Source organism: Pseudomonas vancouverensis, assembly GCF_004348895.1.
Classification (GTDB): domain Bacteria; phylum Pseudomonadota; class Gammaproteobacteria; order Pseudomonadales; family Pseudomonadaceae; genus Aquipseudomonas; species Aquipseudomonas vancouverensis.
Map to the genome: position 1 here is coordinate 310,988 of NZ_RRZK01000007.1, position 21,819 is coordinate 332,806.

Below are 21,819 nucleotides of genomic sequence, written 5' to 3' on the forward strand. Positions count from 1 at the left end.
GAGAACCTGTGGGAGCTGGCCTGCCAGCGATGAGGCCCCGACAGGCGCTAAGGATTGCGGCCTTTGATCCGCTTGGTCAAAAACCCGAAATACTCCGTACGCATCACCAGCGTTTCATTCGCCAGGTGATGCCGCGCCTCAGGCAACATCAACACCTGCGGCCGATCGAACTTGCCCTGCAGCACCTTCAGGTTGTGCTGCCAATCCACGGTCATGTCTGCTTGCCCCTGCACAATCAATGGCCGCCGGCTGCTCATGGGCGCCGCTTCAATACGCTTGATCCAGCGTGACAGCGCACCGACCCAGGCGGTTGGCAGCCGCAAAGGTTGCAACGGGTCGGCCTGCAAAAAGGGCAGGAATGCCGGGTCGTTGGAGTTCTCGCTGAAACGTCGGGCGATGGCTTTGACAAAAGGCCTGAGCAGGTAATAACTCAACTGCGACCAGCCCCACGCCCGTGGTCGCACCAGTGGCGACAACAGGATCACCTGGCCCTGGGCCGGGCTGCTCACGCCGGCATTGAGCACGTGATCGATCACGATCGCCCCACCGGTGCTTTGCCCGCACAGGTGCCATGGCTGTGGCAGGTCGAGCGACAGCGCTTCGCTGAACAAGCCTTGCAGGGTGTCCTGGTACTCGGCGAAATCCCGGATGCTCGCCCGCTCGCCACTGGACAGGCCGTGTCCCGGCAAGTCGCAGGCGATCACGGCAAAACCCTGGTCCAGCGCCCATTCGATCACATGTCGGTACAGCCCCGTGTGATCGTAGAAACCGTGAAAGACAAACAGCGTTGCCTTCGCTCGCTCCGGCCACCAGTACTGGCTGACCAGTTCATAGCCATCGACCTGAAATCGCCCCACGCCTCTGCGCAACGAGCGTTGCGCAAAATCCAGCCCGTAGAACTGCTGATAGGCCTGCACCTGCGCCGACAACGGCTGAGCTGCCGCCAGCGGCAACAGGCTCGCACGTAAAAGTTCAGGGTCGAAAGGAGCAGGCATGGGCGATTCCAAAGCGCGAAAACGGACTATTCAGGCCTGCGATATTCTTCTGTCGCGGCAAGCATGGCAAGCTAGCCGCCCCTTGAGGATTGAAGCCATGCGATCGCCCCTGCGCATCACACTGTTCGCCAGCCTGCTCGCCGTCGTGTGTGCTGGCGCATTGTGGGCAGCCTATGACTGGTTTCAGGGGCGCTATCTGCGGGCGTTCAGCGAACACACGGCGCTGTTTTCCGGCGACCCGCTGCGCCTTCCCGAAGACCTTGCCGGCCCCGGTGCGATCCGCCTGGTGCATTTCTGGGACCCGGCCTGCCCGTGCAACGTCGGCAATCAGCAGCACCTGACCGAACTGGTTCAGCGCTACGTGCCCCATGGCGTGGAGTTCTACGCCGTGCAAAGGCCCGGCAGCCACGGCCAGTTGCCGAGCACCTTGAGCAGCCTCAAGCCCCTCGACAACTTCCCCGGCGCCGAACAGCTTCCCGCCAGCCCCGCCGTGGCGATCTGGGATCGCAGCGGCAATCTGGCGTACTTCGGCCCTTACAGCGAGGGCCTGACCTGCAATTCGAGCAACAGCTTTATCGAGCCGATCCTGCAAGCGCTGGACGAAGGCCGCCCGGTGAGTGCCACCCACACACTGGCGGTCGGGTGTTACTGCCCGTGGCGGGTCGACGCGACACAGTAGGAATGATCTGATCGCACGAATCCCTCCTACGGGCGATGCGTCAGACCAACGCTCCGTGTTAAACAGTGGCCCCAGGATAAAAACAACAACAAAACAAGGAGTCGCCATGAAACGCAGCTTGACCGCTCTCGCTCTGTTGATCGTCGTGCTGGCCGTCGCCGCCGGTGGCTACCTCTACAGCAAGCAGCCGTCACGCCAGGGCATGGTGGAACTGCAACACCTGCAAGGTTCGGTCACCGTGCGCTACGACGAGCGCGGCGTGCCGCACATCCGCGCCGAAAACGAACCCGACCTGTACCGCGCCCTCGGCTATGTCCACGCCCAGGATCGCCTGTTCCAGATGGAAGTGCTGCGCCGCCTCGCCCGTGGCGAGCTGGCCGAAGTCCTCGGGCCGAAACTGCTCGATACCGACAAACTAATGCGCAGCCTGCGCATTCGTGAACGGGCTGACACCTACCTGGCCAATCTCGACAAGCAATCGCCCACCTTCATCGCCATGCAAGCCTACCTGGATGGCATCAACCAGTATCAGGACAGCCACGCCAGACCCGTGGAGTTCGATGTACTGGGCATTCCCAAGCGACCGTTTACCGCTGAAGACACCATCAGCATCGCCGGTTACATGGCCTACAGCTTTGCCGCCGCGTTTCGTACCGAACCGCTGCTGACCTACGTACGCGATCAGTTGGGGCCGGAGTACCTGAGCATCTTCGATCTCGACTGGCAGCCCAAAGGCGTGCTGGCCAATCACCGCAGCGGCGCCGCGCCGTCCCTGGCCAGCGCCGACTGGAAAGACCTCAACGCCCTCGCCCGCCTGAGCGAACAGGCCCTGGCCGACAACGGCCTGCCGCAGTTCGAAGGCAGCAACGCCTGGGTGGTCTCCGGCAGCCGCACCAAGAGCGGCAAGCCACTGTTGGCGGGTGATCCGCATATCCGCTTCTCCGCGCCATCGGTGTGGTACGAAGCGCATCTTTCGGCACCGGGCTTCGAACTCTATGGTCACTATCAGGCGTTGATGCCGTTCGCGTCCCTGGGCATGAACCGCGACTTCGGCTGGAGCATCACCATGTTCCAGAACGACGACCTCGACCTGATCGCCGAGAAGGTCAACCCGGAGAACCCCAATCAGGTCCTGTATCGCGGCAAGTGGGTCGACATGGTCACCAGCGAGCAGCAGATCGCGGTGAAAGGCCAGGCGCCGGTGACGCTGGTCCTGCGCCAGTCGCCCCACGGGCCGATCGTCAACGATGCATTGGGCAGCGGCGTCGGCAAAACGCCCATTGCCATGTGGTGGGCCTTCCTCGAAAGCGAGAACCCGATTCTGGAAGGCTTCTACCAGCTCAACCGCGCAGACACCCTGGCCAAGGCCCGCACTGCCGCGGCAAAGATCCAGGCACCGGGTTTGAACGTGGTCTGGGCCAACGCCAAGGGCGACATTGCCTGGTGGGCCGCCGCGCAGCTGCCGAAACGTCCGGCGGGTGTGCGTCCGGAGTTCATTCTCGACGGCAGTACAAGCGAAGCCGACAAGGACGGTTTCTACCCGTTCAGCGCCAACCCGCAGGAAGAAAACCCGGCGCGCGGCTACATCGTCTCGGCCAACTTCCAGCCTGTCTCGCCGACCGGCATGGAGATCCCCGGTTACTACAACCTCGCCGACCGTGGGCAGCAGCTCAATCGCCAGCTCGGCGACAAAGCGGTCAAATGGGACCTGGAAACCAGCCAGAAGCTGCAACTGGGCACCACCACCGACTATGGCCCGCGCCTGTTGGAGCCGCTACTGCCGGTATTGCGTGCAGTGGTCAGTGATCCTGCCGAGCTCAAGCTGGTGGAACAACTGGCTCAATGGAAAGGCGACTATCCGCTCGATTCCACCAGTGCCACCCTGTTCAACCAGTTCCTGTACAACCTGGCCGATTCGGCCATGCGCGACGAATTGGGCAATGACTTCTTCGAAACGCTGCTGTCGACACGAGTCATCGATGCCGCATTGCCTCGCCTGGCTGCCAGCCCTGACTCGCCGTGGTGGGACAATCGCAACACCCTTGGCAAGGAAACCCGCGCCGACACGGTAAAGGCCGCGTGGCAGGCGAGCATTGCGCACCTCAAGACAACCCTCGGCAGCGATTTCACTCAGTGGCAGTGGGGCAAGGCGCATACCCTGACCCATGGCCATCCGCTGGGCCAGCAAAAGCCGTTGGACCGGATTTTCAACGTCGGCCCGTTCGCCGCGCCGGGCAGTCATGAAGTGCCGAACAACCTGTCGGCGAAAATCGGTCCGGCACCCTGGCCGGTCACCTACGGGCCATCAACCCGACGCCTGATCGACTTCGCCGACCCAGCCCACAGCCTGACGATCAACCCGGTGGGTCAGAGTGGTGTGCTGCTCGACAGTCACTATGACGATCAGGCCGAGGCGTATGTGGAGGGGATGTATTTCCAGGCGCACCTTAACGATGAAGAGGTGACGGCCAATACGCGCAGTACGTTGAAGCTGATGCCGGCGCGCGCTACGCAGTAGTTTTTTGCTGACTGGACGGCCCCATCGCGAGCACGCTCGCGATGGGGCCATGACTAACAGCATCAAAACCAGCTCAAACCATCGCCGCGAAATTCAGCCGGAACTGCTGCGGCGTCACTCCCAGTCGGCGATTGAACACACTGCGCATGTGTTGCGCATCGCGAAAACCACATTGATAGGCCACGGTCTTGAGCGGCGCGCGGGTGCTTTCCAGCATCACCCGAGCGGCATCGACCCGTGCGCGCTCGACGAATTCGGCCGGGGTGACCTTGGCCTCCCGGGCAAACACCCGGGAAAAATTGCGTGCGCTCATGTTGGCCGCGTTGGCCAGGTCGGCAATGGTCAGGTCGCCTGTCAGGTTGGCCAATACGTAGTGCTGGACCATCGCTACGGCGGAATCAGCTTCGGCGTGGGGCGTCAGGAACGGGCTGAACTGTGATTGCCCGCCCGAGCGCTGGGTGAAGACCACCAGGCGCTTGGCCACGCTCAGTGCGACTTCCGGCCCATGATCGCGCCCCAGCAGATACAGTGAAAGATCGATCCCCGCCGTGACCCCCGCCGAGGTAAACAATGCGCCGTCCTCGGCGTACAGGCGATCGGCTTCCACTTGGGTGGAGGGACACAGCGCCGCCAATGCATCGGCATCGCTCCAATGGGTAGTGACCGTGCGCCCTTCCAGCAAACCGGCCCGGGCGAGCATGAACGCGCCGTTGCAGATCGAACCAAAGCGCTGCGCCCGCGCGCAGGCATCACGCAGCCACGCATCGAAGGTTGCGCCGAAACTGATAAAGGGCAACTGCGGCCCACCGGCCACCAGTAACAGATCGTAGGGCTCCAGTGCCTCGCTGAAATGTCGGTGGGCACTGAGGGACAAACCATTGGAGCAAGGCATCGCCCCGTGTTCGACGCCGATCACCTCCAGGCGATAGTGATCCTGCGGCGCCAGGAAACGATTGGCCTCGGAAAACACATCCATGGGACCGGTGACGTCCAGCGACTGGACGCCGGTGAATACCACGATGGCAATGGTTTTACTCATGCTCCAATAGCCTTCATCAAACCAAGCTGTGGCGAGGGAGCTTGCTCCCGCTGGGCTGCGAAGCAGCCCCACAACTTGAAAGCGAGTTTTGTCAGACGTGCCGCATCCAACGGTTTACAACTGCTGCGCAGTCGAACGGGAGCAAGCTCCCTCGCCACAAAAAGGGGTGTTCAGCGGCAGCAAACTTAGCCAATCCATCGTCAACAAGCGAGGCTGGCGCGATATGCACGCACATTGGCCGGGATCGCAGCCATGGATCGATTGTCCGCTTTTGGGGGCCGGAACAGACTGAAACCCTCAGAAACACCACGGCAATCACTCCGAGGAAATCTCCATGAGCACCACCATCGCCGGCATCAAGATCCCTGACAGCGCCCTGGCCAAAGCCACCACCGAATACATCCGCGACATCGAATCCGACCTGCTCTATCACCATTCACGCCGGGTGTTCCTGTTCGGCGCCCTGAGCGGCGAGCGCAAGCAACTGGCCTACAACCCGGAGCTGCTGTACGTCGGCGCGATGTTCCACGACCTCGGTCTGGTGGAAGGTCATCGCAGCGACAACGAGCGCTTCGAAGTCGACGGCGCCAACGCGGCGGCAGCCTTTCTCAAGCCATACGGGCTGAGCGATGACGATATCGAGCAGGTCTGGCTGTCGATCGCCCTGCACACCACACCGGGTGTACCGCAACACTTGCGGCCGACGGTGGCGCTGGTGACCGCGGGGGTCGAGATGGACGTGCTGGGCATGGACTACGCGGCATTTTCCACTGTGCAGCGCGAAGCGGTGGTGCATGCGCATCCACGGGGCGAAGGGTTCAAGGAGTGCATCATCTGCGCCTTTGCCGACGGCTTGCGCCATCGTCCGCAGACCACGTTCGGCAACGTGAAGACCGATGTGTTGGTGGATCAGGAGCCGGGGTTCAAACCGATGAACTTCGTGGAAGTCATCCGTAAATCGCCCTGGATTTCCTGAACACCAGAAGAACCTGTGGGAGCGAGCTTGCTCCGAGCGGCGTTCCGACGATGACGGCGCCGTATCCAACATCGACGTTGAATGACACTCCGCTATCGCGAGCAAGCTCGCTCCCACAAGGTTTTGGGTTGGCCACAGAAATGTGGTCAACCCGACTTCAAGCTCAAGCCGCTTCCGGCGCCTGTGCGCGGCGCACGTCCGGTTGCTTCCACGAATCAGCGGCGGCTTCTTCGATGGCTTGCTGGATTGCACGCTTGCGGCTTTCTTCGGCGCGACGGCTGAAGAACCAGACCATGAAGGTCACGATCGATACCGCCAACAGGATCAGGCTGGCCACGGCGTTGATCTCCGGCTTCACGCCCAGACGTACCGCCGAGAACACTTCCATCGGCAGGGTCGTCGAACCCGGACCGGAGACGAAGCTTGCCAACACCAGGTCGTCCAGCGACAGGGCGAAGGACATCATGCCGCCCGCTGCCAGCGACGGCGCGATCATCGGGATGGTGATCAGGAAGAACACCTTCCACGGCTTGGCACCGAGGTCCATGGCCGCCTCTTCGATGGACAGGTCCAGCTCACGCAAGCGCGCCGACACCACGACCGCCACATAGGCCGCACAGAACGTCGTGTGGGCGATCCAGATGGTGACGATGCCACGCTCCTGTGGCCAGCCGATCAACTGCGCCATGGCCACGAACAGCAGCAACAGCGACAGACCGGTGATCACCTCAGGCATTACCAGCGGCGCGGTGACCAGGCCACCGAACAGTGTACGGCCCTTGAAGCGGGTGACGCGGGTCAGCACGAAGGCCGCCAGCGTACCCAAGGCTACCGCCGCCACCGCCGTGTAGCAGGCGATTTCCAGCGAGCGCACCACAGAGCCCATCAGTTGGGTGTTGTCGAGCAGACCGACATACCACTTGATCGACCAGCCGCCCCACACCGTCACCAGTTTGGAGGCGTTGAACGAGTAGATCACCAGGATCAGCATCGGCAGGTAGATGAACAACAGACCCAGGACCAGCATCAGGCTGGAGAAACGGAAGCGCTTCATTCTTTACCCTCCATTTCTTTGGCCTGACTGCGGTTGAACAGGATGATCGGCACAATCAGGATCGCCAGCATCACCACCGCCAGGGCAGACGCCACCGGCCAGTCACGGTTGTTGAAGAACTCTTGCCAGAGCACTTTACCGATCATCAGGGTTTCCGGACCGCCAAGCAGTTCCGGGATCACGAACTCGCCCACCACCGGGATGAACACCAGCATGCAGCCGGCGATGATGCCGTTTTTCGACAGCGGCACGGTGATCTTCCAGAAGCTGTTGAAGGTGCTCGAACCGAGGTCCGACGCGGCTTCCAGCAAGCTGTGATCGTGCTTCACCAGGTTGGCGTACAGCGGCAGGATCATGAACGGCAGGTACGAATAAACGACGCCGATGTACACCGCCAGGTTGGTGTTGAGGATCTGCAGCGGTTCGTTGATCCAGCCCATGCTCATCAGGAAACCGTTGAGCAGACCGTTGTTGCTGAGGATGCCCATCCACGCGTAGACGCGGATCAGGATCGCGGTCCAGGTCGGCATCATGATCAGCAGCACCAGCACCGTCTGCACTTCCTTGCGCGCCACGGAGATGCCGTAGGCCATCGGGTAGCCGATCAGCAGGCAGAGGATGGTGCTGAAAAACGCCATCTTCAACGAGCCGAGGTAAGCGGCGATGTACAGCTCGTCGCCGCCGAGCATGGCGTAGTTGCCCAGGTTCAGCAGCAGTTGCAACTTCTGCTCGGCGTAGGTGTAGATCTCGGTGTACGGCGGAATGGCCACGTCGGCTTCGGCGAAGCTGATCTTCAGAACGATGAAGAACGGCAACATGAAGAACAGGAACAGCCAGATGAACGGGATCCCGATGACCACTTGACGGCCACCGGGGATTATTCGATTGAGCCGGCGTTTGAGTTTGCGCATGTTCATGAGCGAAGTACCACGCCGCTGTCGTCTTCCCACCACACGTAGACCTGATCACCCCAGGTCGGACGTGCCCCACGGCGTTCGGCGTTGGCCACGAACGACTGGACGATCTTGCCGCTTGGCAACTCGACGTAGAACACCGAATGACCGCCCAGGTAGGCGATGTCGTGGACCTTGCCGGTCGACCAGTTGTATTCGCAGGTCGGCTTGTCCGCGGTGACCAGCAGCTTTTCCGGACGGATCGCGTAGGTGACCGACTTGTCCTGGACGGAAGTGCTGATGCCGTGACCCACGTAGATCTGGTGATCCATGTCTTTGCAGGTAATGATCGCGTGACCTTCGGCGTCGTCGATCACTTCGCCTTCGAAGATGTTCACGTTGCCGATGAATTCGCAGACCAGACGGCTGGTCGGGGTTTCGTAGATATCGATCGGGCTGCCGATCTGGGCAATCCAGCCCAGGTGCATGATCGCGATGCGCTCGGCCATGGTCATGGCCTCTTCCTGGTCGTGGGTCACCATGACGCAGGTCACGCCGACGCGCTCGATGATCTCGACCAGTTCAAGCTGCATCTGCGAACGCAATTTCTTGTCCAGTGCGCCCATCGGCTCGTCGAGCAGCAGCAGCTTCGGACGCTTGGCCAGGGAACGAGCCAGGGCCACACGCTGGCGCTGACCACCGGACAGTTGATGGGGCTTGCGCTTGGCGTACTGGCTCATCTGTACCAGCTTGAGCATCTCGGTCACGCGGGCATCGATTTCAGCGTTGGGGATCTTGTCCTGCTTGAGGCCGAAGGCGATGTTCTGCGCCACGGTCATGTGCGGGAACAGGGCGTAGGACTGGAACATCATGTTGATCGGCCGCTCGTACGGCGGCATGTCGGTGATGTCCACGCCATCGAGGAAGATCCGCCCCTCCGTGGGCCGTTCGAAACCTGCGAGCATGCGCAGCAAAGTGGATTTGCCCGATCCCGAACCGCCGAGCAGGGCGAAAATCTCGCCTTTCTTGATTTCCAGGGACACATCGTCCACGGCAATCGTCTCGTCGAACTTCTTCGTGACCCGGTCGATTTTGACCAACACCTGTTTAGGTGACTGGTCGCCCTCGAGGGCTTTCTTATAGGCGCCGGAGGCAACTGCCATTTACGAAACTCCCAAAACAAAAGAGTGCAGTTCGCTCAAGGTGAGCCAACCTTGGATAGTTAGAGCCTTGAAGCTGTTATTTACCCGTCTTGACCGTGGTCCAGCTGCGGGTCATCAAACGTTGAATATTGGGCGGTAACTCGACCGACACGTAAGTCTTGTCGAGCACCTCTTGCGGTGGATAAACCGCTTCGTCGGTGCGAATGGACTGCTCCATCAGTTTGTCCGACCCCGGGTTAGGGTTGGCGTAGCCGACGTAATTACTGACCTGGGCAATCACCTCAGGCTTCAGCAAATAGTTGATGAAGGCGTGCGCTTGCTTGACGTTGGTCGAGTCCTTTGGAATCGCCAGCATGTCGAACCAGAGCGCGCCGCCCTCTTTCGGGATCGAGTAGGCGATATTCACGCCCTTCTTGGCTTCTTCGGCACGGTGCTTGGCCTGGAAGATGTCGCCGGAGAAACCGATCGCCACGCAGATATCGCCGTTGGCCAGATCCGCAATGTATTTGGAGGAGTGGAAGTAGGTCACGTACGGGCGCACGGAAAGCAGCTTGGCCGTGGCCTTCTTGTAGTCTTCCGGGTTGGTACTGTTGGCGTTCAGGCCCATGTAGTTGAGGACCGTCGGCATCATCTCATCGGCGGAATCGAGGAACGCCACGCCGCAGCTGTGGAGTTTCTTGATGTTTTCCGGCTCGAACAACACGCCCCAGGAATCGATCTTGTCGACGCCCAGCACCGCCTTGATCTTGTCGACGTTATAGCCGATGCCGTTGGTGCCCCACAGGTACGGCACCGCGTACTGATTGCCCGGATCGTTCTGTTCCAGGCGCTTGAGCAGCACCGGGTCGAGGTTGGCGTAGTTGGTCAGCAGCGAGCGGTCGAGCTTCTGGAAAGCCCCGGCCTTGATCTGCTTGCCGAGGAAGTGGTTGGACGGCACGACCACGTCGTAACCGGTACGACCGGCCAGCAGCTTGCCTTCCAGGGTTTCGTTGGAATCGAAGACGTCGTAGACCGGCTTGATCCCGGTCTCTTTCTGGAAGTCGGCCAGGGTGGTCTCGCCGATGTAGTCCGACCAGTTATAAATATGCACGGTGCCAGCAGCCTGGACGCTGGCAGCCAGCATCAGTCCGGCGCCAACCAGCGTGGCATTGCGTAACAAAGAAAAAATAGGCAAGTGGAGGTCCTCTAAAATTAGTTGGGCCCAAGTTGCCCCGCGTTACATGACAACCGTGGTTGCCCAGCAACAAAACCGGCGCGCAACTTACCCTCGAAAAACCGTTCCAGCAAAACTTTCTGTCATTTAATTTCCTGATGCCGCCATCGCGGGGATGACGGCAACAGGTTATTCCATCAAATCGGCTTACTTACCGGATTTGATCTTGGTCCAGCTGCGGGTCATGATCCGCTGGGTCGCGGCCGGCAAGTCGGCAATCGCGTACAGCTTGGCCAGGACGTCAGCCGGTGGGTAAACACCCGGGTCGCTGGTGATGTCTTTATCAACCAGCGGGGTTGCAGCGGCGTTACCGTTCGGGAAGCGCACGGCGTTGGTGATGGCTGCCATGACTTCCGGCTTCTGCAGGTAGGTCATGAACTTGTAGGCGCCTTCGACGTTTTCGGCATCTTTAGGGATAGCGACCATGTCGTAGAAGCTGCCAGCACCTTCTTTCGGAATGTTGTAGCTGACCTTGACCTTGTCGCCGGCTTCAGCAGCGCGGGACTTGGCCTGGTACACGTCACCCGAGTAACCCACGGCCACGCAGATGTTGCCGTTGGCGAGGTCGGAGATGTACTTGGAGGAGTGGAAGTAGGCGATCGAAGGACGGACTTTCAGCAGCAGGGCTTCAGCCTTGTCGATGTCTTCTTTCTTCTGGCTGTCGGTTGGCAGGCCCAGGTAATGCAGTGCCACCGGAATCATCTCGGTCGGCGAATCCAGCAGGCTGATGCCGCAAGCCTTGAGCTTTTCAGCATTTTCCGGCTTGAAGATCAGGTCCCAGGAGTTGACCGGGGCGTCGGCACCCAGTGCAGCCTTGACCTTCTCGGCGTTGAAGCCGATGCCGATCGAGCCCCACATGTACGGGAAGGCGTGTTCGTTACCCGGGTCGCTCACCGATACGGCCTTGAGCAGGTCCGGGTTCAGGTTCTTCCAGTTAGGCAGCTTGGACTTGTCCAGCTTCTGGTAAACGCCGGCCTTGATCTGCTTGGCCAGGAAGTTGTTCGACGGCACAACGATGTCGTAGCCGGACTTGCCTGCCAGCAACTTGGCTTCCAGCGTTTCGTTACTGTCGAAAACGTCATACACCACTTTGATGCCCGACTCTTTTTCGAAGTTGGCAATGGTGTCCGGAGCGATGTAGTCGGACCAGTTGTATACGTGCAGAACTTTGTCATCGGCCTGAACCGCGCCTGCCATCAACCCCGCCAGGGACATGGCAAGCAGAGTCTTGCCAGCAAGCTTTTTACCTAGTGCCTTCATGCGTAATGCTCCAAATTTTTCTTTTTTGAACCACTGTGTTCCGCGGCCGAACCCGGGCAACTGGAACCGCGGCTAGTCTGGCAATATCCGCACCGGTCTTTCAAGGAAAGCCCAGGCTTTATGACGCCTCTGAGCGAAAGTAGCAGTCTTGATACAAACGCTGAAACTTCCGCTCAGAGCCTAGCACTTAGCCCTGCAATGCACTCAGGGTCAGGTCAAGGCACTTGCGTGCCTTGGTCACCAGCTCATCGATTTCCTCTTTGCTGATCACCAGGGGTGGAGCAATGATCATGGTGTCACCCACCGCACGCATGATCAGGCCGTTATCGAAGCAGAACTGCCGGCAGATCATGCCCACGCCCTTACCTTCGTAACGCTTGCGGGTGGCCTTGTCCTGCACCAGCTCGATCGCCCCCAACAGGCCAACACCACGAACTTCGCCCACCAGCGGGTGATCATTCAGTTCACGCAGACGTTTCTGCAAATACGGTGCCGTTTCCGCCTTCACGCGCTCGACAATTTTCTCGTCGCGCAGGATGCGGATGTTTTCCAGGCCCACGGCAGCCGCCACCGGGTGACCGGAATAGGTGAAACCGTGGTTGAAGTCGCCGCCTTCGTTGAGCACCGCGACCACTTCGTCACGTACGATCAGGCCACCCATCGGGATGTAGCCGGAGGTCAGGCCCTTGGCGATGGTCATCATGTCCGGCTTGAGATCGTAGAAATCGGTACCGAACCACTCACCGGTGCGACCGAAACCGCAGATCACTTCGTCCGCGACGAACAGGATGTCGTACTTGGCGAGGATTTCCTTGATGCGCGGCCAGTAGCTGTCTGGCGGAATGATCACGCCGCCGGCGCCCTGGATCGGCTCGGCAATGAAGGCACCGACGTTGTCGACGCCGACTTCCAGAATCTTCTCTTCCAGCTGATTGGCTGCCCAGATACCGAACTCTTCCGGGGTCATGTCGCCGCCTTCGGAGAACCAGTAAGGCTGGGCAATGTGCACGATGCCCGGGATCGGCAAGTCGCCTTGTTCGTGCATGTAAGTCATGCCGCCCAGGCTCGCGCCGGCCACGGTGGAACCGTGATAGCCGTTCTTGCGGCTGATGATGACTTTCTTGTTCGGCTGGCCCTTGATCGCCCAGTAGTGGCGAACCATGCGCAGCATGGTGTCGTTGCCTTCGGAACCGGAACCGGTGAAGAACACGTGGTTCATGCCTTGCGGCGCGATGTCGGCAATGGATTTGGCCAGCTCCAGCACCGGCGGGTGAGCGGTCTGGAAGAACAGGTTGTAGTAAGGCAGCTCGCGCATCTGCTTGCTGGCGGCGTCGGCCAATTCGTCACGACCGTAGCCAATCGCAACGCACCACAGACCGGCCATGCCGTCGAGGATCTGGTTGCCTTCGCTGTCCCACAGGTAAACGCCCTTGGCATTGGTGATGATCCGTGGGCCTTTCTCTTTCAGCTGCTTGAAGTCGCTGAACGGCGCCAGGTGGTGATCATTGCTCAGCGCTTGCCATTCACGGGTTTGTGGATTGTTGCTGGTCATACGAATCTCCTAGAAAAATCAGGTGAAAGCGCCGCCCGACAGCGACGGCGCCCGGCGTATCAGACGGCAAAGAGCAGGAATTCCCTTTCCCACGAACTGATCACGCGCTTGAAGTTTTCATGCTCGGCCCGCTTGACCGCGACGTAGCCAGTGATGAAATTTTTGCCCAGGTAACGCTCGATGGTCGCGCTGTTTTCCATGCGTTCCAGCGCGTCCTCGATGGTCAGTGGCAGGCGCAGGTTGCGGCGTTCATAGCCACGGCCGACGACTGGCGCACTCGGGTTCAGGCCTTCGACCATGCCGATGTAACCGCAGAGCAGGCTCGCGGCAATCGCCAGGTACGGGTTGGCGTCGGCGCCCGGCAGGCGGTTTTCCACCCGACGGTTCTGCGGCCCGGCATCCGGAACGCGCAGGCCCACGGTACGGTTCTCTTCGCCCCACTCCACGTTCACCGGTGCCGAGGTGTCCGGCAGGAAGCGGCGGAACGAGTTGACGTTGGGTGCGAACAGCGGCAACAGCTCGGGGATGAGTTTCTGCAGGCCACCGATGTGGTGCAGGAACAACTGGCTCATGGTCCCGTCTTCATTGGAGAAGATGTTCTTGCCGGTTTCGATGTCGATGATGCTCTGGTGCAAGTGCATGGCACTGCCCGGCTCGCCGGTCATCGGCTTGGCCATGAAGGTCGCGGCCACGTCGTGCTTGAGCGCGGCTTCGCGCATGGTGCGCTTGAACACCAGGATCTGGTCGGCCAGGGACAGGGCGTCGCCGTGACGGAAGTTGATTTCCATCTGCGCCGTGCCGTCCTCGTGGATCAGCGTGTCGAGGTCCAGCTCCTGCAGTTCGCACCAGTCGTAGACGTCTTCGAACAGCGGGTCGAATTCGTTCGCCGCTTCGATGGAGAACGACTGGCGACCGATCTCAGGACGCCCTGAGCGGCCGATAGGCGGCTGCAACGGGTAATCCGGGTCGTCACTGCGCTTGGTCAGGTAAAACTCCATCTCCGGCGCCACAATCGGCTGCCAGCCCTTGTCGGCATAGAGCTTCAGGACTTTCTTGAGCACGTTGCGCGGTGACAGCTCGATCGGGTTGCCCTGCTTGTCGTAGGTGTCGTGAATCACGATGGCGGTCGGCTCGATGGCCCACGGCACCATGTACACCGCGCTCTGGTCGGGACGGCAGATCATGTCGATGTCGGCCGGGTCGAGCAGTTCGTAATAGATGTCGTCTTCGACGTAGTCGCCGGTCACGGTCTGCAGCAGCACGCTTTCCGGCAGGCGCATGCCTTTTTCGGCGATGAATTTGTTGGTCGGCGAGATCTTGCCCCGGGTAATCCCGGTCAAGTCTGCGATCATGCATTCGACTTCTGTGATCTTGTGGTTTTTCAACCAATCGGTGAGCTGGTCGAGGTTGTTACTCATAAATGCCTCTAGGCTTGAGTTGTCCGGCCCTTGCCAGGCCAGGCGATATTTGACGCATCGGCGTCGCGTTGTAGAGCGTTTTCAGCAGCAGGTTAGCGTGTTTGCGAACACAGCTGCAGAGGCCGGGCGTGCAGAATCGCGAGCGGTACCCTGAACAATGGTCAGGCCGCTATTGTGAATCGGTTCTATATTGATTGGAGTAACCGTAATGGGGGTGCCATCGCGACCGTCCAGAATAACGGACGGGGACGGTTGAACCGTCATGGACGGGAGGATCACCGAAACCGCTGGGCCCACGGCGCGGACGGAGCTGTCATCACAGATGTGATAAACATGCCGACCGACCTGTCTTGAGCAGTCGATGATGCCGATTATCGGCAGGCGAGACATGAAGCACCCCGGTATTATTGCTGTTATGGGTTTGATTCGAGCTTAGCCTTGTTCATTTTTTTACACAACACCCCCGTAAAAAATACAACACGGCCCGCTCAAGCCCGCGGTAGCCAACGCGTTCCGGGAAACAAAAACGCCCCAAAGTGCCTCAAAAAAGCCACACGAGCGCTTTTTTAGGGCAAAAAAGGCCTCGCTTGACTTCGGCATGCCGTTCGGGTTGACTGAAACCAGAAAAGATCAATGATTGATATTTTTAACAACAAAGGTGTTGCATCATGTCGGTACCCCCGCGTGCCGTTCAGCTTAACGAAGCGAACGCGTTCCTTAAGGAACATCCTGAGGTTCTGTACGTCGACCTTCTGATTGCGGATATGAATGGTGTGGTGCGCGGCAAGCGCATCGAACGCACCAGCCTCCACAAGGTTTACGAGAAAGGCATCAACCTGCCGGCCTCTCTATTTGCTCTGGATATCAACGGCTCTACGGTGGAAAGCACTGGCCTGGGCCTGGACATCGGCGACGCCGATCGAATCTGCTATCCAATCCCCGATACCCTGTGCAACGAGCCATGGCAGAAGCGCCCCACCGCGCAACTGTTGATGACCATGCACGAACTCGAAGGTGAACCGTTCTTCGCCGACCCGCGCGAAGTGCTGCGCCAGGTCGTGACCAAGTTCGATGAAATGGGCCTGACCATCTGCGCCGCGTTCGAACTGGAGTTCTACCTGATCGACCAGGAAAACGTGAACGGCCGTCCGCAACCGCCACGTTCGCCAGTGTCGGGCAAACGTCCGATGTCGACCCAGGTCTACCTGATCGACGACCTCGACGAATACGTCGACTGCCTCCAGGACATTCTGGAAGGTGCCAAAGAGCAAGGCATCCCGGCTGACGCCATCGTCAAGGAAAGTGCCCCTGCTCAGTTCGAAGTGAACCTGCACCACGTCAACGACGCGATCAAGGCCTGCGATTACGCGGTCCTGCTCAAGCGCCTGATCAAGAACATTGCCTACGACCATGAGATGGACACCACCTTCATGGCCAAGCCTTACCCAGGCCAGGCAGGTAACGGTCTGCACGTACACATTTCGATTCTCGACAAGCAAGGCAACAACATCTTCGCCAGCGAGGATCCCGAGCAGAACGCCGCACTGCGTCACGCGATCGGCGGTGTGCTCGAGACCCTGCCTGCGCAAATGGCTTTCCTCTGCCCGAACGTCAACTCCTACCGTCGTTTCGGCGCACAGTTCTACGTGCCGAACTCGCCGAGCTGGGGCCTGGACAACCGCACCGTAGCCGTACGCGTACCAACCGGTGCCGCGGACGCCGTGCGTATCGAGCACCGTGTCGCCGGTGCCGACGCCAACCCGTACCTGCTGATGGCTTCGGTCCTGGCCGGTATTCACCATGGCCTGACCAACAAGGTCGAGCCAGGCGCCCCGGTGGAAGGCAACAGCTACGAGCAGAACGAGCAAAGCCTGCCGAACAACCTGCGTGATGCACTGCGCGAGCTGGACGACAGCGAAATCATGGCCAAGTACATCGATCCGAAATACATCGATATCTTCGTGGCCTGTAAAGAGAGCGAGCTGGAGGAGTTCGAACACTCCATCTCCGACCTCGAGTACAACTGGTACCTGCATACCGTGTAAGCGGTTGTAGTTAAAAAACAACGCCGCCGGCCTCAAAGCCTGCGGCGTTTTTTATGGCCAGCATAAAACCCTGAGGCGAGGGAGCTTGCTCCCGCTGGAGTCCGAAGGACTCCCCTTATTCTGCAAAGTGGTTCTGTCAGGCAGCGCATTGACCGGTTTTGGGGCCGCTTCGCGACCCAGCGCGAGCAAGCTCGCTCGCCACAGGGTATATGGATCATCTGCCGGCTCTGCGTACAATGCCCGCTGCCCCGCAGGAGACTTCGATGACACGCGCAGCCACCCCCCGCAAACCCCGCGCACGCAGCCAGGCCCGGATCGACTCGATTCTCGATGCCGCCCGCACGCTGCTGGCGACCGAGGGCGTGGCCAGCCTGTCGATCTACAGCGTCGCCGAGCGCGCGCAGATCCCGCCCTCCTCCGTCTATCACTTCTTCGCCAGCGTCCCGGCTCTGCTCGAAGCCCTGACCGCCGACATTCACTCGGCCTTTCGCGCCTGCCTGCAAGCGCCGATTGACCACGCGGCCCTCAACAGCTGGCGTGACCTGTCGCGCCTGGTCGAGCAACGCATGCTCGACATCTACAGCGCAGATGCCGCCGCGCGCCAGCTGATTCTGGCCCAGCACGGTTTGACCGAAGTGACCCAAGCCGACCGCCAGCACGACATCGAGCTGGGGGACCTGATGCACAAGCTGTTTGACCATCATTTCGAACTGCCGACGCTACCCGGCGATGTCGATGTGTTCGCCCTGGCCATGGAACTCGGCGATCGTGTCTATGCGCGCTCGGTGCAGCAGCATGGGCAGATCACCCCGCGCATGGCCGAGGAAGGCATGCGGGTGTTTGATGCTTATGTAGGGCTGTATTTGCCGCCGTATTTGCCCAAGCGCGCTGTCCCTGCCTGATTCTCCAGGGCTTCACGGGCCTCTTCGCGAGCAGGCCGCACCGCCAATCTCGCTGATTCACACACATTAAAAACCCCGAAGGGCTCAAACCCTTCGGGGTTGTTGTTGACGCATGCGCCTTACAACTTGGCGATCGACACCTCGGTGGATTTCACAAAGGCGATCACTTCGCTGCCCACCGCCAGTTCCAGCTCTTTCACCGAGCGGGTGGTGATCACTGAAGTGACGATGCCGGACGCGGTCTGCACGTCGATTTCCGAGAGTACGTCACCGAGCACGATTTCCTTGATGGAGCCCTTGAACTGGTTGCGTACGTTGATGGCCTTGATAGTCATGATGTTGATTCCTGTCGTGGGATAAGACTTGAGTTATTGAGCCCAGCGCAATTGCGTGGGCAAGGGTGAAACAGGTTCCGGTTCCGGCGGCTGCCCGGGCAGCGCCAGCACGCGATTGAGGACTTCGGTTTCCAGTGCCGCCAGTCGATGCGAACCACGCACCCGAGGGCGCGGCAGTTCCACGTGCAGGTCGAGGCCGACTTCGCCGTCTTCGATCAGGATCACCCGATCGGCAATCGCCACCGCTTCGCTGACGTCGTGGGTCACCAGCAACACGGTAAAACCATGCTGCTGCCAGAGCCGTTCGATCAGTTGCTGCATCTCAATGCGGGTCAGGGCATCCAGCGCGCCCAGGGGCTCATCGAGCAACAGCAGACGCGGTTGATGGATCAACGCTCGGGCCAGCGCCACACGCTGCTTCTGCCCACCGGACAAGGCCGCCGGCCACTCGTTGGCGCGATCCGCCAGACCTACGGCTTCCAACGCCTGCAGCGCTTGCGGCCGCCAGTTGCCCTTGAGACCCAGGCCGACGTTGTCGATGATCTTTTTCCATGGCAGCAAACGCGCTTCCTGGAACATCAACCGCGTGTCTTCCCGCGCGTCACTGAGCGGCGCGGCACCGGCGAGCAACTCGCCGCCGGTGGGTTGATCGAGACCGGCGAGCAAGCGCAGCAAGGTGCTTTTGCCGCAGCCACTGCGACCGACCACAGCGACAAACTGGCCTGCCGGGATGTGCAGGTCGATCTCGCGCAGCACCTGCCGCACACCGAAGGTCTTTTGCAGCTTGCGCACTGCCAGCGGAATGCCGCGCAGCAGGCGTGGAGGTTGTTCAGCGATCATGCCGCACCTCCCTTGGCAACCTGATAGGCCGGGTGCCAGCGCAACCACACACGCTCCAACCCACGGGCGGCGAGATCGGCCAGTTTGCCGAGTACCGCGTAGAGCAGAATCGCCAGCACCACCACGTCAGTCTGCAGGAACTCCCGGGCATTCATCGCCAGGTAGCCGATGCCCGAGCTGGCGGAAATGGTTTCCGCCACTATCAGCGTCAACCACATGAAGCCCAGGGCGAAACGCACACCAACCAGAATCGAAGGCAGTGCCCCGGGCAGGATCACCTGCCAGAACAGGCTGAAACCGGACAAGCCATAACTGCGCGACATCTCCACCAGCGCCGGATCGACGTTGCGAATGCCGTGGTAGGTGTTGAGGTAGATCGGGAACAGGGTGCCCAGCGCCACCAGGAAAATCTTCGCCGACTCATCGATGCCGAACCAGAGGATCACCAGCGGAATCAGCGCCAGGTGCGGCACGTTGCGGATCATCTGCACCGAACTGTCGAGCAGGCGCTCGCCCCATTTCGACAGGCCGGTGATGAATCCCAGTGCCAGGCCGATGCTGCCACCGATGGTGAAGCCCAGCGCAGCACGCCAGCCGCTGATTGCCAGGTGCGTCCAGATTTCGCCGCTGCGCACCAGACTGACGCCGGCCTCAACGACGGCGACGGGTGCCGGCAGGATCCGTGTCGACAACCAGCCCGCCGACACCGACAACTGCCACACCGCCAGCAACAACACCGGCAACGCCCAGGGCGCGAGGCTGTGGATGATTTTCTTCATGGCCGCGCCTCAGCTCTGGGACGCGGCTTTGGGCAGGATGTCGTTGGCGACCATCTCCCCGAACGGGCTGACGTAACCGGCGCTTTTCGGCAATTCCGGACGCTCGATATCCAGGTGCGGGAACAGCAGTTCGGCGACCCGGTACGATTCTTCCAGATGCGGGTACCCGGAGAAGATGAAGGTGTCGATGCCCAGGTCCGCGTACTCCTTCACGCGGGCAGCCACGGTCGGACCATCGCCGACCAGTGCGGTACCGGCACCACCGCGCACCAGGCCGACACCGGCCCACAGGTTCGGGCTGACTTCGAGGTTGTCACGGTTACCGCCATGCAGCGCGGCCATGCGTTGCTGACCCACCGAATCGAAACGTGCCAGCGAAGCCTGGGCTCGGGCGATGGTGTCGTCGTCCAGATGCGAAATCAGGCGATCGGCGGCCTTCCAGGCCTCATCGTTGGTTTCGCGCACGATCACGTGCAGACGGATGCCGAAGCGCACGGTACGCCCGAGCTTGGCGGCTTTGGCGCGCACCTGCTCGATTTTCTCGGCGACGGCGGCCGGTGGCTCACCCCAGGTCAGGACCATTTCCACCTGCTCGGCTGCCAGGTCCTGTGCCGCTTCCGACGAGCCACCGAAGTACAGCGGCGGACGCGGTTGCTGGATCGGCGGATAGAGCAGCTTGGCGCCTTTGACGCTGATGTGCTGGCCGTCGTAGTCAACGGTTTCGCCTTCCAGCACCCGACGCCAGATGCGCGTGAACTCAACCGACGCCTGATAACGTTCTTCGTGACTGAGGAACAGACCGTCGCCGGCCAACTCTTCCGGATCGCCACCGGTGACCAGATTGAACAGCGCACGACCGCCGGACAGGCGATCGAGGGTCGCAGCCTGACGTGCGGCCACCGTCGGGGAAATGATCCCGGGGCGCAGGGCGACCAGAAACTTCAAGCGCTGGGTCACCGGAATCAGCGAGGCTGCCACCAGCCACGAGTCTTCGCAGGAACGCCCGGTGGGAATCAGCACCCCGCCAAAGCCCAGGCGATCGGCCGCTTGCGCGACTTGTTGCAGGTAACCGTGGTCAACGGCGCGAGCGCCTTCAGCGGTGCCAAGGTAATGGCCGTCGCCGTGGGTAGGCAGGAACCAGAAGATATTGAGGCTCATGGAGTGGTCTCCTTGGGGAATCAGGTTATTGGGCCGTGGCAACAGCTGCCGGTGGCGTCCAGATCACGTCTTTGATACTGAGTGGCTTGGGAATCAGCTTGAGCTGGTAGAAGGTGTCGGCGATTTTCTGTTGCGCGGCGACTACTTCAGGCGTGAGGAACAGCGCACCGTAGCCCTGGCGTTTCACCGAAGTCAGGGTGATGTCCGCCGGCAGGCCGAGCAGCGGGGAAACCTGCGCCGTCACCTCCTGCGGGTTGGCCTTGGACCACTCACCCACAGCGCGCACTTCTTCCACCAGGGTCTTGATCACCTCGGGGTTCTTCTGTGCGTAGGGCTTGGTCGCCAGGTAGAACTGATGGTTGTCGACGATGCCCCGGCCATCGCGCAGGGTACGTGCCTGCAACTGCTGCTCGGCGGCTGCCTGGTACGGGTCCCAGATCACCCAGGCGTCAACGCTGCCACGCTCGAACGCGGCGCGGGCATCGGCGGGTGGCAGGAACACGGTCTGGATATCGCTGTACTTGAGGCCGGCATCTTCCAGCGCACGCACCAGCAGGTAGTGCACGTTGGAGCCTTTGTTCAGGACGACTTTCTTGCCTTTGAGATCCGCTACCGATTTGATCGCCGAATCCTTCGGCACCAGGATCGCTTCGCTGTTGGGTGCAGGCGGCTCATAGGCCACATAGAGCAGGTCGGCACCGGCGGCCTGGGCAAACACTGGCGGGGTTTCGCCGGTGACGCCAAAATCGATGGAGCCGACGTTCAGGCCTTCGAGCAGTTGCGGGCCACCGGGGAATTCAGTCCATTGCACATCCACGCCTTGGGCAGCGAGGCGTTTTTCCAGGGTGCCTTTGGCTTTGAGCAGCACCAGGGTGCCGTATTTCTGATAGCCGATTCGTAGTGTCTCGGCCTGAGCTTGAGTAATGGCGCCGAAGGTGACAGCCGCAGCAAACAGAGCGACCAGACCGCGACGCAAAATGACAGGGCGCATGGCGCTCTC

At 60.6% G+C, this 21,819-nt stretch carries 19 protein-coding genes; 5 read left to right on the top strand and 14 right to left on the bottom strand.

Annotation, left to right across the window (positions count from 1 at the left end; translation table 11 throughout):
• Positions 1 to 47 precede the first annotated feature (47 nt).
• Positions 48 to 995: a phospholipase BipL gene (bipL, locus tag EIY72_RS05840; protein WP_093228932.1), complete on the bottom strand. Its 948-nt coding sequence runs from the start codon at positions 993 to 995 to the stop codon at positions 48 to 50.
• A 97-nt stretch (positions 996 to 1,092) separates the two neighbouring features.
• Between bipL and EIY72_RS05845 the strand changes: the two genes are divergently transcribed.
• Both EIY72_RS05845 and EIY72_RS05850 read left to right on the top strand, forming a co-directional pair.
• Positions 1,093 to 1,674, top strand: a complete 582-nt coding sequence (locus EIY72_RS05845) for a DUF6436 domain-containing protein (protein ID WP_093228929.1) — start codon at positions 1,093 to 1,095, stop codon at positions 1,672 to 1,674.
• Positions 1,675 to 1,780: 106 nt separating this feature from the next.
• On the top strand, positions 1,781 to 4,192 hold the full coding sequence (locus EIY72_RS05850; protein ID WP_093228926.1) for a penicillin acylase family protein: 2,412 nt from the start codon (positions 1,781 to 1,783) through the stop codon (positions 4,190 to 4,192).
• A 73-nt stretch (positions 4,193 to 4,265) separates the two neighbouring features.
• Here the strand turns inward: EIY72_RS05850 and EIY72_RS05855 are convergent, their stop codons facing one another.
• On the bottom strand, positions 4,266 to 5,231 hold the full coding sequence (locus EIY72_RS05855; RefSeq protein WP_093228923.1) for a GlxA family transcriptional regulator: 966 nt from the start codon (positions 5,229 to 5,231) through the stop codon (positions 4,266 to 4,268).
• 334 nt (positions 5,232 to 5,565) lie between these two features.
• On the opposite strand from EIY72_RS05855, the gene EIY72_RS05865 reads away from it, so the two are divergent.
• The gene (locus tag EIY72_RS05865) at positions 5,566 to 6,207 is read left to right on the top strand and encodes an HD domain-containing protein (RefSeq protein WP_093228919.1); all 642 of its coding nucleotides are present in this window, start codon (positions 5,566 to 5,568) and stop codon (positions 6,205 to 6,207) included.
• 163 nt (positions 6,208 to 6,370) lie between these two features.
• On the opposite strand, the gene EIY72_RS05870 is transcribed toward EIY72_RS05865, so the two are convergent.
• The 7 genes from EIY72_RS05870 to EIY72_RS05900 all read right to left on the bottom strand — a co-directional run bounded on the left by EIY72_RS05870 (position 6,371) and on the right by EIY72_RS05900 (position 14,760).
• Positions 6,371 to 7,261, bottom strand: a complete 891-nt coding sequence (locus EIY72_RS05870; protein WP_093228916.1) for an ABC transporter permease subunit — start codon at positions 7,259 to 7,261, stop codon at positions 6,371 to 6,373.
• A complete protein-coding gene (locus tag EIY72_RS05875; protein WP_231985616.1) occupies positions 7,258 to 8,139 on the bottom strand; it encodes an ABC transporter permease subunit in 882 nt (293 codons plus the stop codon). Before EIY72_RS05875 ends, EIY72_RS05870 begins: the two co-directional genes overlap by 4 nt.
• A gap of 35 nt (positions 8,140 to 8,174) precedes the next feature.
• The gene (locus EIY72_RS05880) at positions 8,175 to 9,317 is read right to left on the bottom strand and encodes an ABC transporter ATP-binding protein (RefSeq protein ID WP_093228910.1); all 1,143 of its coding nucleotides are present in this window, start codon (positions 9,315 to 9,317) and stop codon (positions 8,175 to 8,177) included.
• 76 nt (positions 9,318 to 9,393) lie between these two features.
• Positions 9,394 to 10,491 carry a polyamine ABC transporter substrate-binding protein gene (locus EIY72_RS05885; RefSeq protein ID WP_093228907.1) on the bottom strand — a complete coding sequence of 366 codons (1,098 nt, stop codon included), beginning with the start codon at positions 10,489 to 10,491 and terminating at the stop codon, positions 9,394 to 9,396.
• Between the two features lie 186 nt (positions 10,492 to 10,677).
• Positions 10,678 to 11,790, bottom strand: coding sequence for a polyamine ABC transporter substrate-binding protein (locus EIY72_RS05890; RefSeq protein ID WP_093228904.1), 1,113 nt, complete (start codon positions 11,788 to 11,790; stop codon positions 10,678 to 10,680).
• A 187-nt stretch (positions 11,791 to 11,977) separates the two neighbouring features.
• The gene (locus EIY72_RS05895; protein WP_093228901.1) at positions 11,978 to 13,342 is read right to left on the bottom strand and encodes an aspartate aminotransferase family protein; all 1,365 of its coding nucleotides are present in this window, start codon (positions 13,340 to 13,342) and stop codon (positions 11,978 to 11,980) included.
• 59 nt (positions 13,343 to 13,401) lie between these two features.
• Positions 13,402 to 14,760: a glutamine synthetase family protein gene (locus EIY72_RS05900; protein WP_093228898.1), complete on the bottom strand. Its 1,359-nt coding sequence runs from the start codon at positions 14,758 to 14,760 to the stop codon at positions 13,402 to 13,404.
• A 668-nt stretch (positions 14,761 to 15,428) separates the two neighbouring features.
• Here EIY72_RS05900 and EIY72_RS05910 point away from each other — a divergent pair.
• Together EIY72_RS05910 and EIY72_RS05915 are read left to right on the top strand one after the other, a co-directional pair.
• Complete coding sequence (locus EIY72_RS05910) at positions 15,429 to 16,805, top strand: glutamine synthetase family protein (RefSeq protein WP_093228895.1); 1,377 nt, start codon at positions 15,429 to 15,431, stop codon at positions 16,803 to 16,805.
• A 263-nt stretch (positions 16,806 to 17,068) separates the two neighbouring features.
• A complete protein-coding gene (locus EIY72_RS05915; RefSeq protein WP_093228892.1) occupies positions 17,069 to 17,707 on the top strand; it encodes a TetR/AcrR family transcriptional regulator in 639 nt (212 codons plus the stop codon).
• 119 nt (positions 17,708 to 17,826) lie between these two features.
• On the opposite strand, the gene EIY72_RS05920 is transcribed toward EIY72_RS05915, so the two are convergent.
• Genes EIY72_RS05920 through EIY72_RS05940 form a run of 5 tightly spaced genes read right to left on the bottom strand, consistent with a single transcriptional unit; the run spans position 17,827 to position 21,810 of the window.
• Positions 17,827 to 18,042, bottom strand: coding sequence for a TOBE domain-containing protein (locus tag EIY72_RS05920; RefSeq protein WP_007967989.1), 216 nt, complete (start codon positions 18,040 to 18,042; stop codon positions 17,827 to 17,829).
• A 33-nt stretch (positions 18,043 to 18,075) separates the two neighbouring features.
• Positions 18,076 to 18,882 (bottom strand): aliphatic sulfonates ABC transporter ATP-binding protein, encoded by an 807-nt coding sequence (gene ssuB / locus EIY72_RS05925; protein WP_093228889.1) that lies wholly within the window; start codon positions 18,880 to 18,882, stop codon positions 18,076 to 18,078.
• Positions 18,879 to 19,661, bottom strand: a complete 783-nt coding sequence (ssuC, locus tag EIY72_RS05930; RefSeq protein ID WP_093228886.1) for an aliphatic sulfonate ABC transporter permease SsuC — start codon at positions 19,659 to 19,661, stop codon at positions 18,879 to 18,881. The genes ssuB and ssuC overlap by 4 nt, the downstream gene beginning before the upstream one ends.
• Before the next feature lie 9 nt (positions 19,662 to 19,670).
• The gene (ssuD, locus tag EIY72_RS05935) at positions 19,671 to 20,819 is read right to left on the bottom strand and encodes an FMNH2-dependent alkanesulfonate monooxygenase (RefSeq protein ID WP_093228883.1); all 1,149 of its coding nucleotides are present in this window, start codon (positions 20,817 to 20,819) and stop codon (positions 19,671 to 19,673) included.
• A 25-nt stretch (positions 20,820 to 20,844) separates the two neighbouring features.
• Complete coding sequence (locus EIY72_RS05940; protein WP_093228880.1) at positions 20,845 to 21,810, bottom strand: sulfonate ABC transporter substrate-binding protein; 966 nt, start codon at positions 21,808 to 21,810, stop codon at positions 20,845 to 20,847.
• Positions 21,811 to 21,819: the final 9 nt, after the last annotated feature.

What these genes read in the sequence shown, in the direction of transcription:
- bipL (WP_093228932.1), bottom strand. Translation starts at nt 995, where the DNA reads ATGCCTGCTCCTTTCGACCCTGAACTTTTACGTGCGAGCCTGTTGCCG.
- EIY72_RS05845 (WP_093228929.1), top strand. Translation starts at nt 1,093, where the DNA reads ATGCGATCGCCCCTGCGCATCACACTGTTCGCCAGCCTGCTCGCCGTC.
- EIY72_RS05850 (WP_093228926.1), top strand. Translation starts at nt 1,781, where the DNA reads ATGAAACGCAGCTTGACCGCTCTCGCTCTGTTGATCGTCGTGCTGGCC.
- EIY72_RS05855 (WP_093228923.1), bottom strand. Translation starts at nt 5,231, where the DNA reads ATGAGTAAAACCATTGCCATCGTGGTATTCACCGGCGTCCAGTCGCTG.
- EIY72_RS05865 (WP_093228919.1), top strand. Translation starts at nt 5,566, where the DNA reads ATGAGCACCACCATCGCCGGCATCAAGATCCCTGACAGCGCCCTGGCC.
- EIY72_RS05870 (WP_093228916.1), bottom strand. Translation starts at nt 7,261, where the DNA reads ATGAAGCGCTTCCGTTTCTCCAGCCTGATGCTGGTCCTGGGTCTGTTG.
- EIY72_RS05880 (WP_093228910.1), bottom strand. Translation starts at nt 9,317, where the DNA reads ATGGCAGTTGCCTCCGGCGCCTATAAGAAAGCCCTCGAGGGCGACCAG.
- EIY72_RS05890 (WP_093228904.1), bottom strand. Translation starts at nt 11,790, where the DNA reads ATGAAGGCACTAGGTAAAAAGCTTGCTGGCAAGACTCTGCTTGCCATG.
- EIY72_RS05895 (WP_093228901.1), bottom strand. Translation starts at nt 13,342, where the DNA reads ATGACCAGCAACAATCCACAAACCCGTGAATGGCAAGCGCTGAGCAAT.
- EIY72_RS05900 (WP_093228898.1), bottom strand. Translation starts at nt 14,760, where the DNA reads ATGAGTAACAACCTCGACCAGCTCACCGATTGGTTGAAAAACCACAAG.
- EIY72_RS05910 (WP_093228895.1), top strand. Translation starts at nt 15,429, where the DNA reads ATGTCGGTACCCCCGCGTGCCGTTCAGCTTAACGAAGCGAACGCGTTC.
- EIY72_RS05915 (WP_093228892.1), top strand. Translation starts at nt 17,069, where the DNA reads ATGACACGCGCAGCCACCCCCCGCAAACCCCGCGCACGCAGCCAGGCC.
- EIY72_RS05920 (WP_007967989.1), bottom strand. Translation starts at nt 18,042, where the DNA reads ATGACTATCAAGGCCATCAACGTACGCAACCAGTTCAAGGGCTCCATC.
- ssuB (WP_093228889.1), bottom strand. Translation starts at nt 18,882, where the DNA reads ATGATCGCTGAACAACCTCCACGCCTGCTGCGCGGCATTCCGCTGGCA.
- ssuC (WP_093228886.1), bottom strand. Translation starts at nt 19,661, where the DNA reads ATGAAGAAAATCATCCACAGCCTCGCGCCCTGGGCGTTGCCGGTGTTG.
- ssuD (WP_093228883.1), bottom strand. Translation starts at nt 20,819, where the DNA reads ATGAGCCTCAATATCTTCTGGTTCCTGCCTACCCACGGCGACGGCCAT.
- EIY72_RS05940 (WP_093228880.1), bottom strand. Translation starts at nt 21,810, where the DNA reads ATGCGCCCTGTCATTTTGCGTCGCGGTCTGGTCGCTCTGTTTGCTGCG.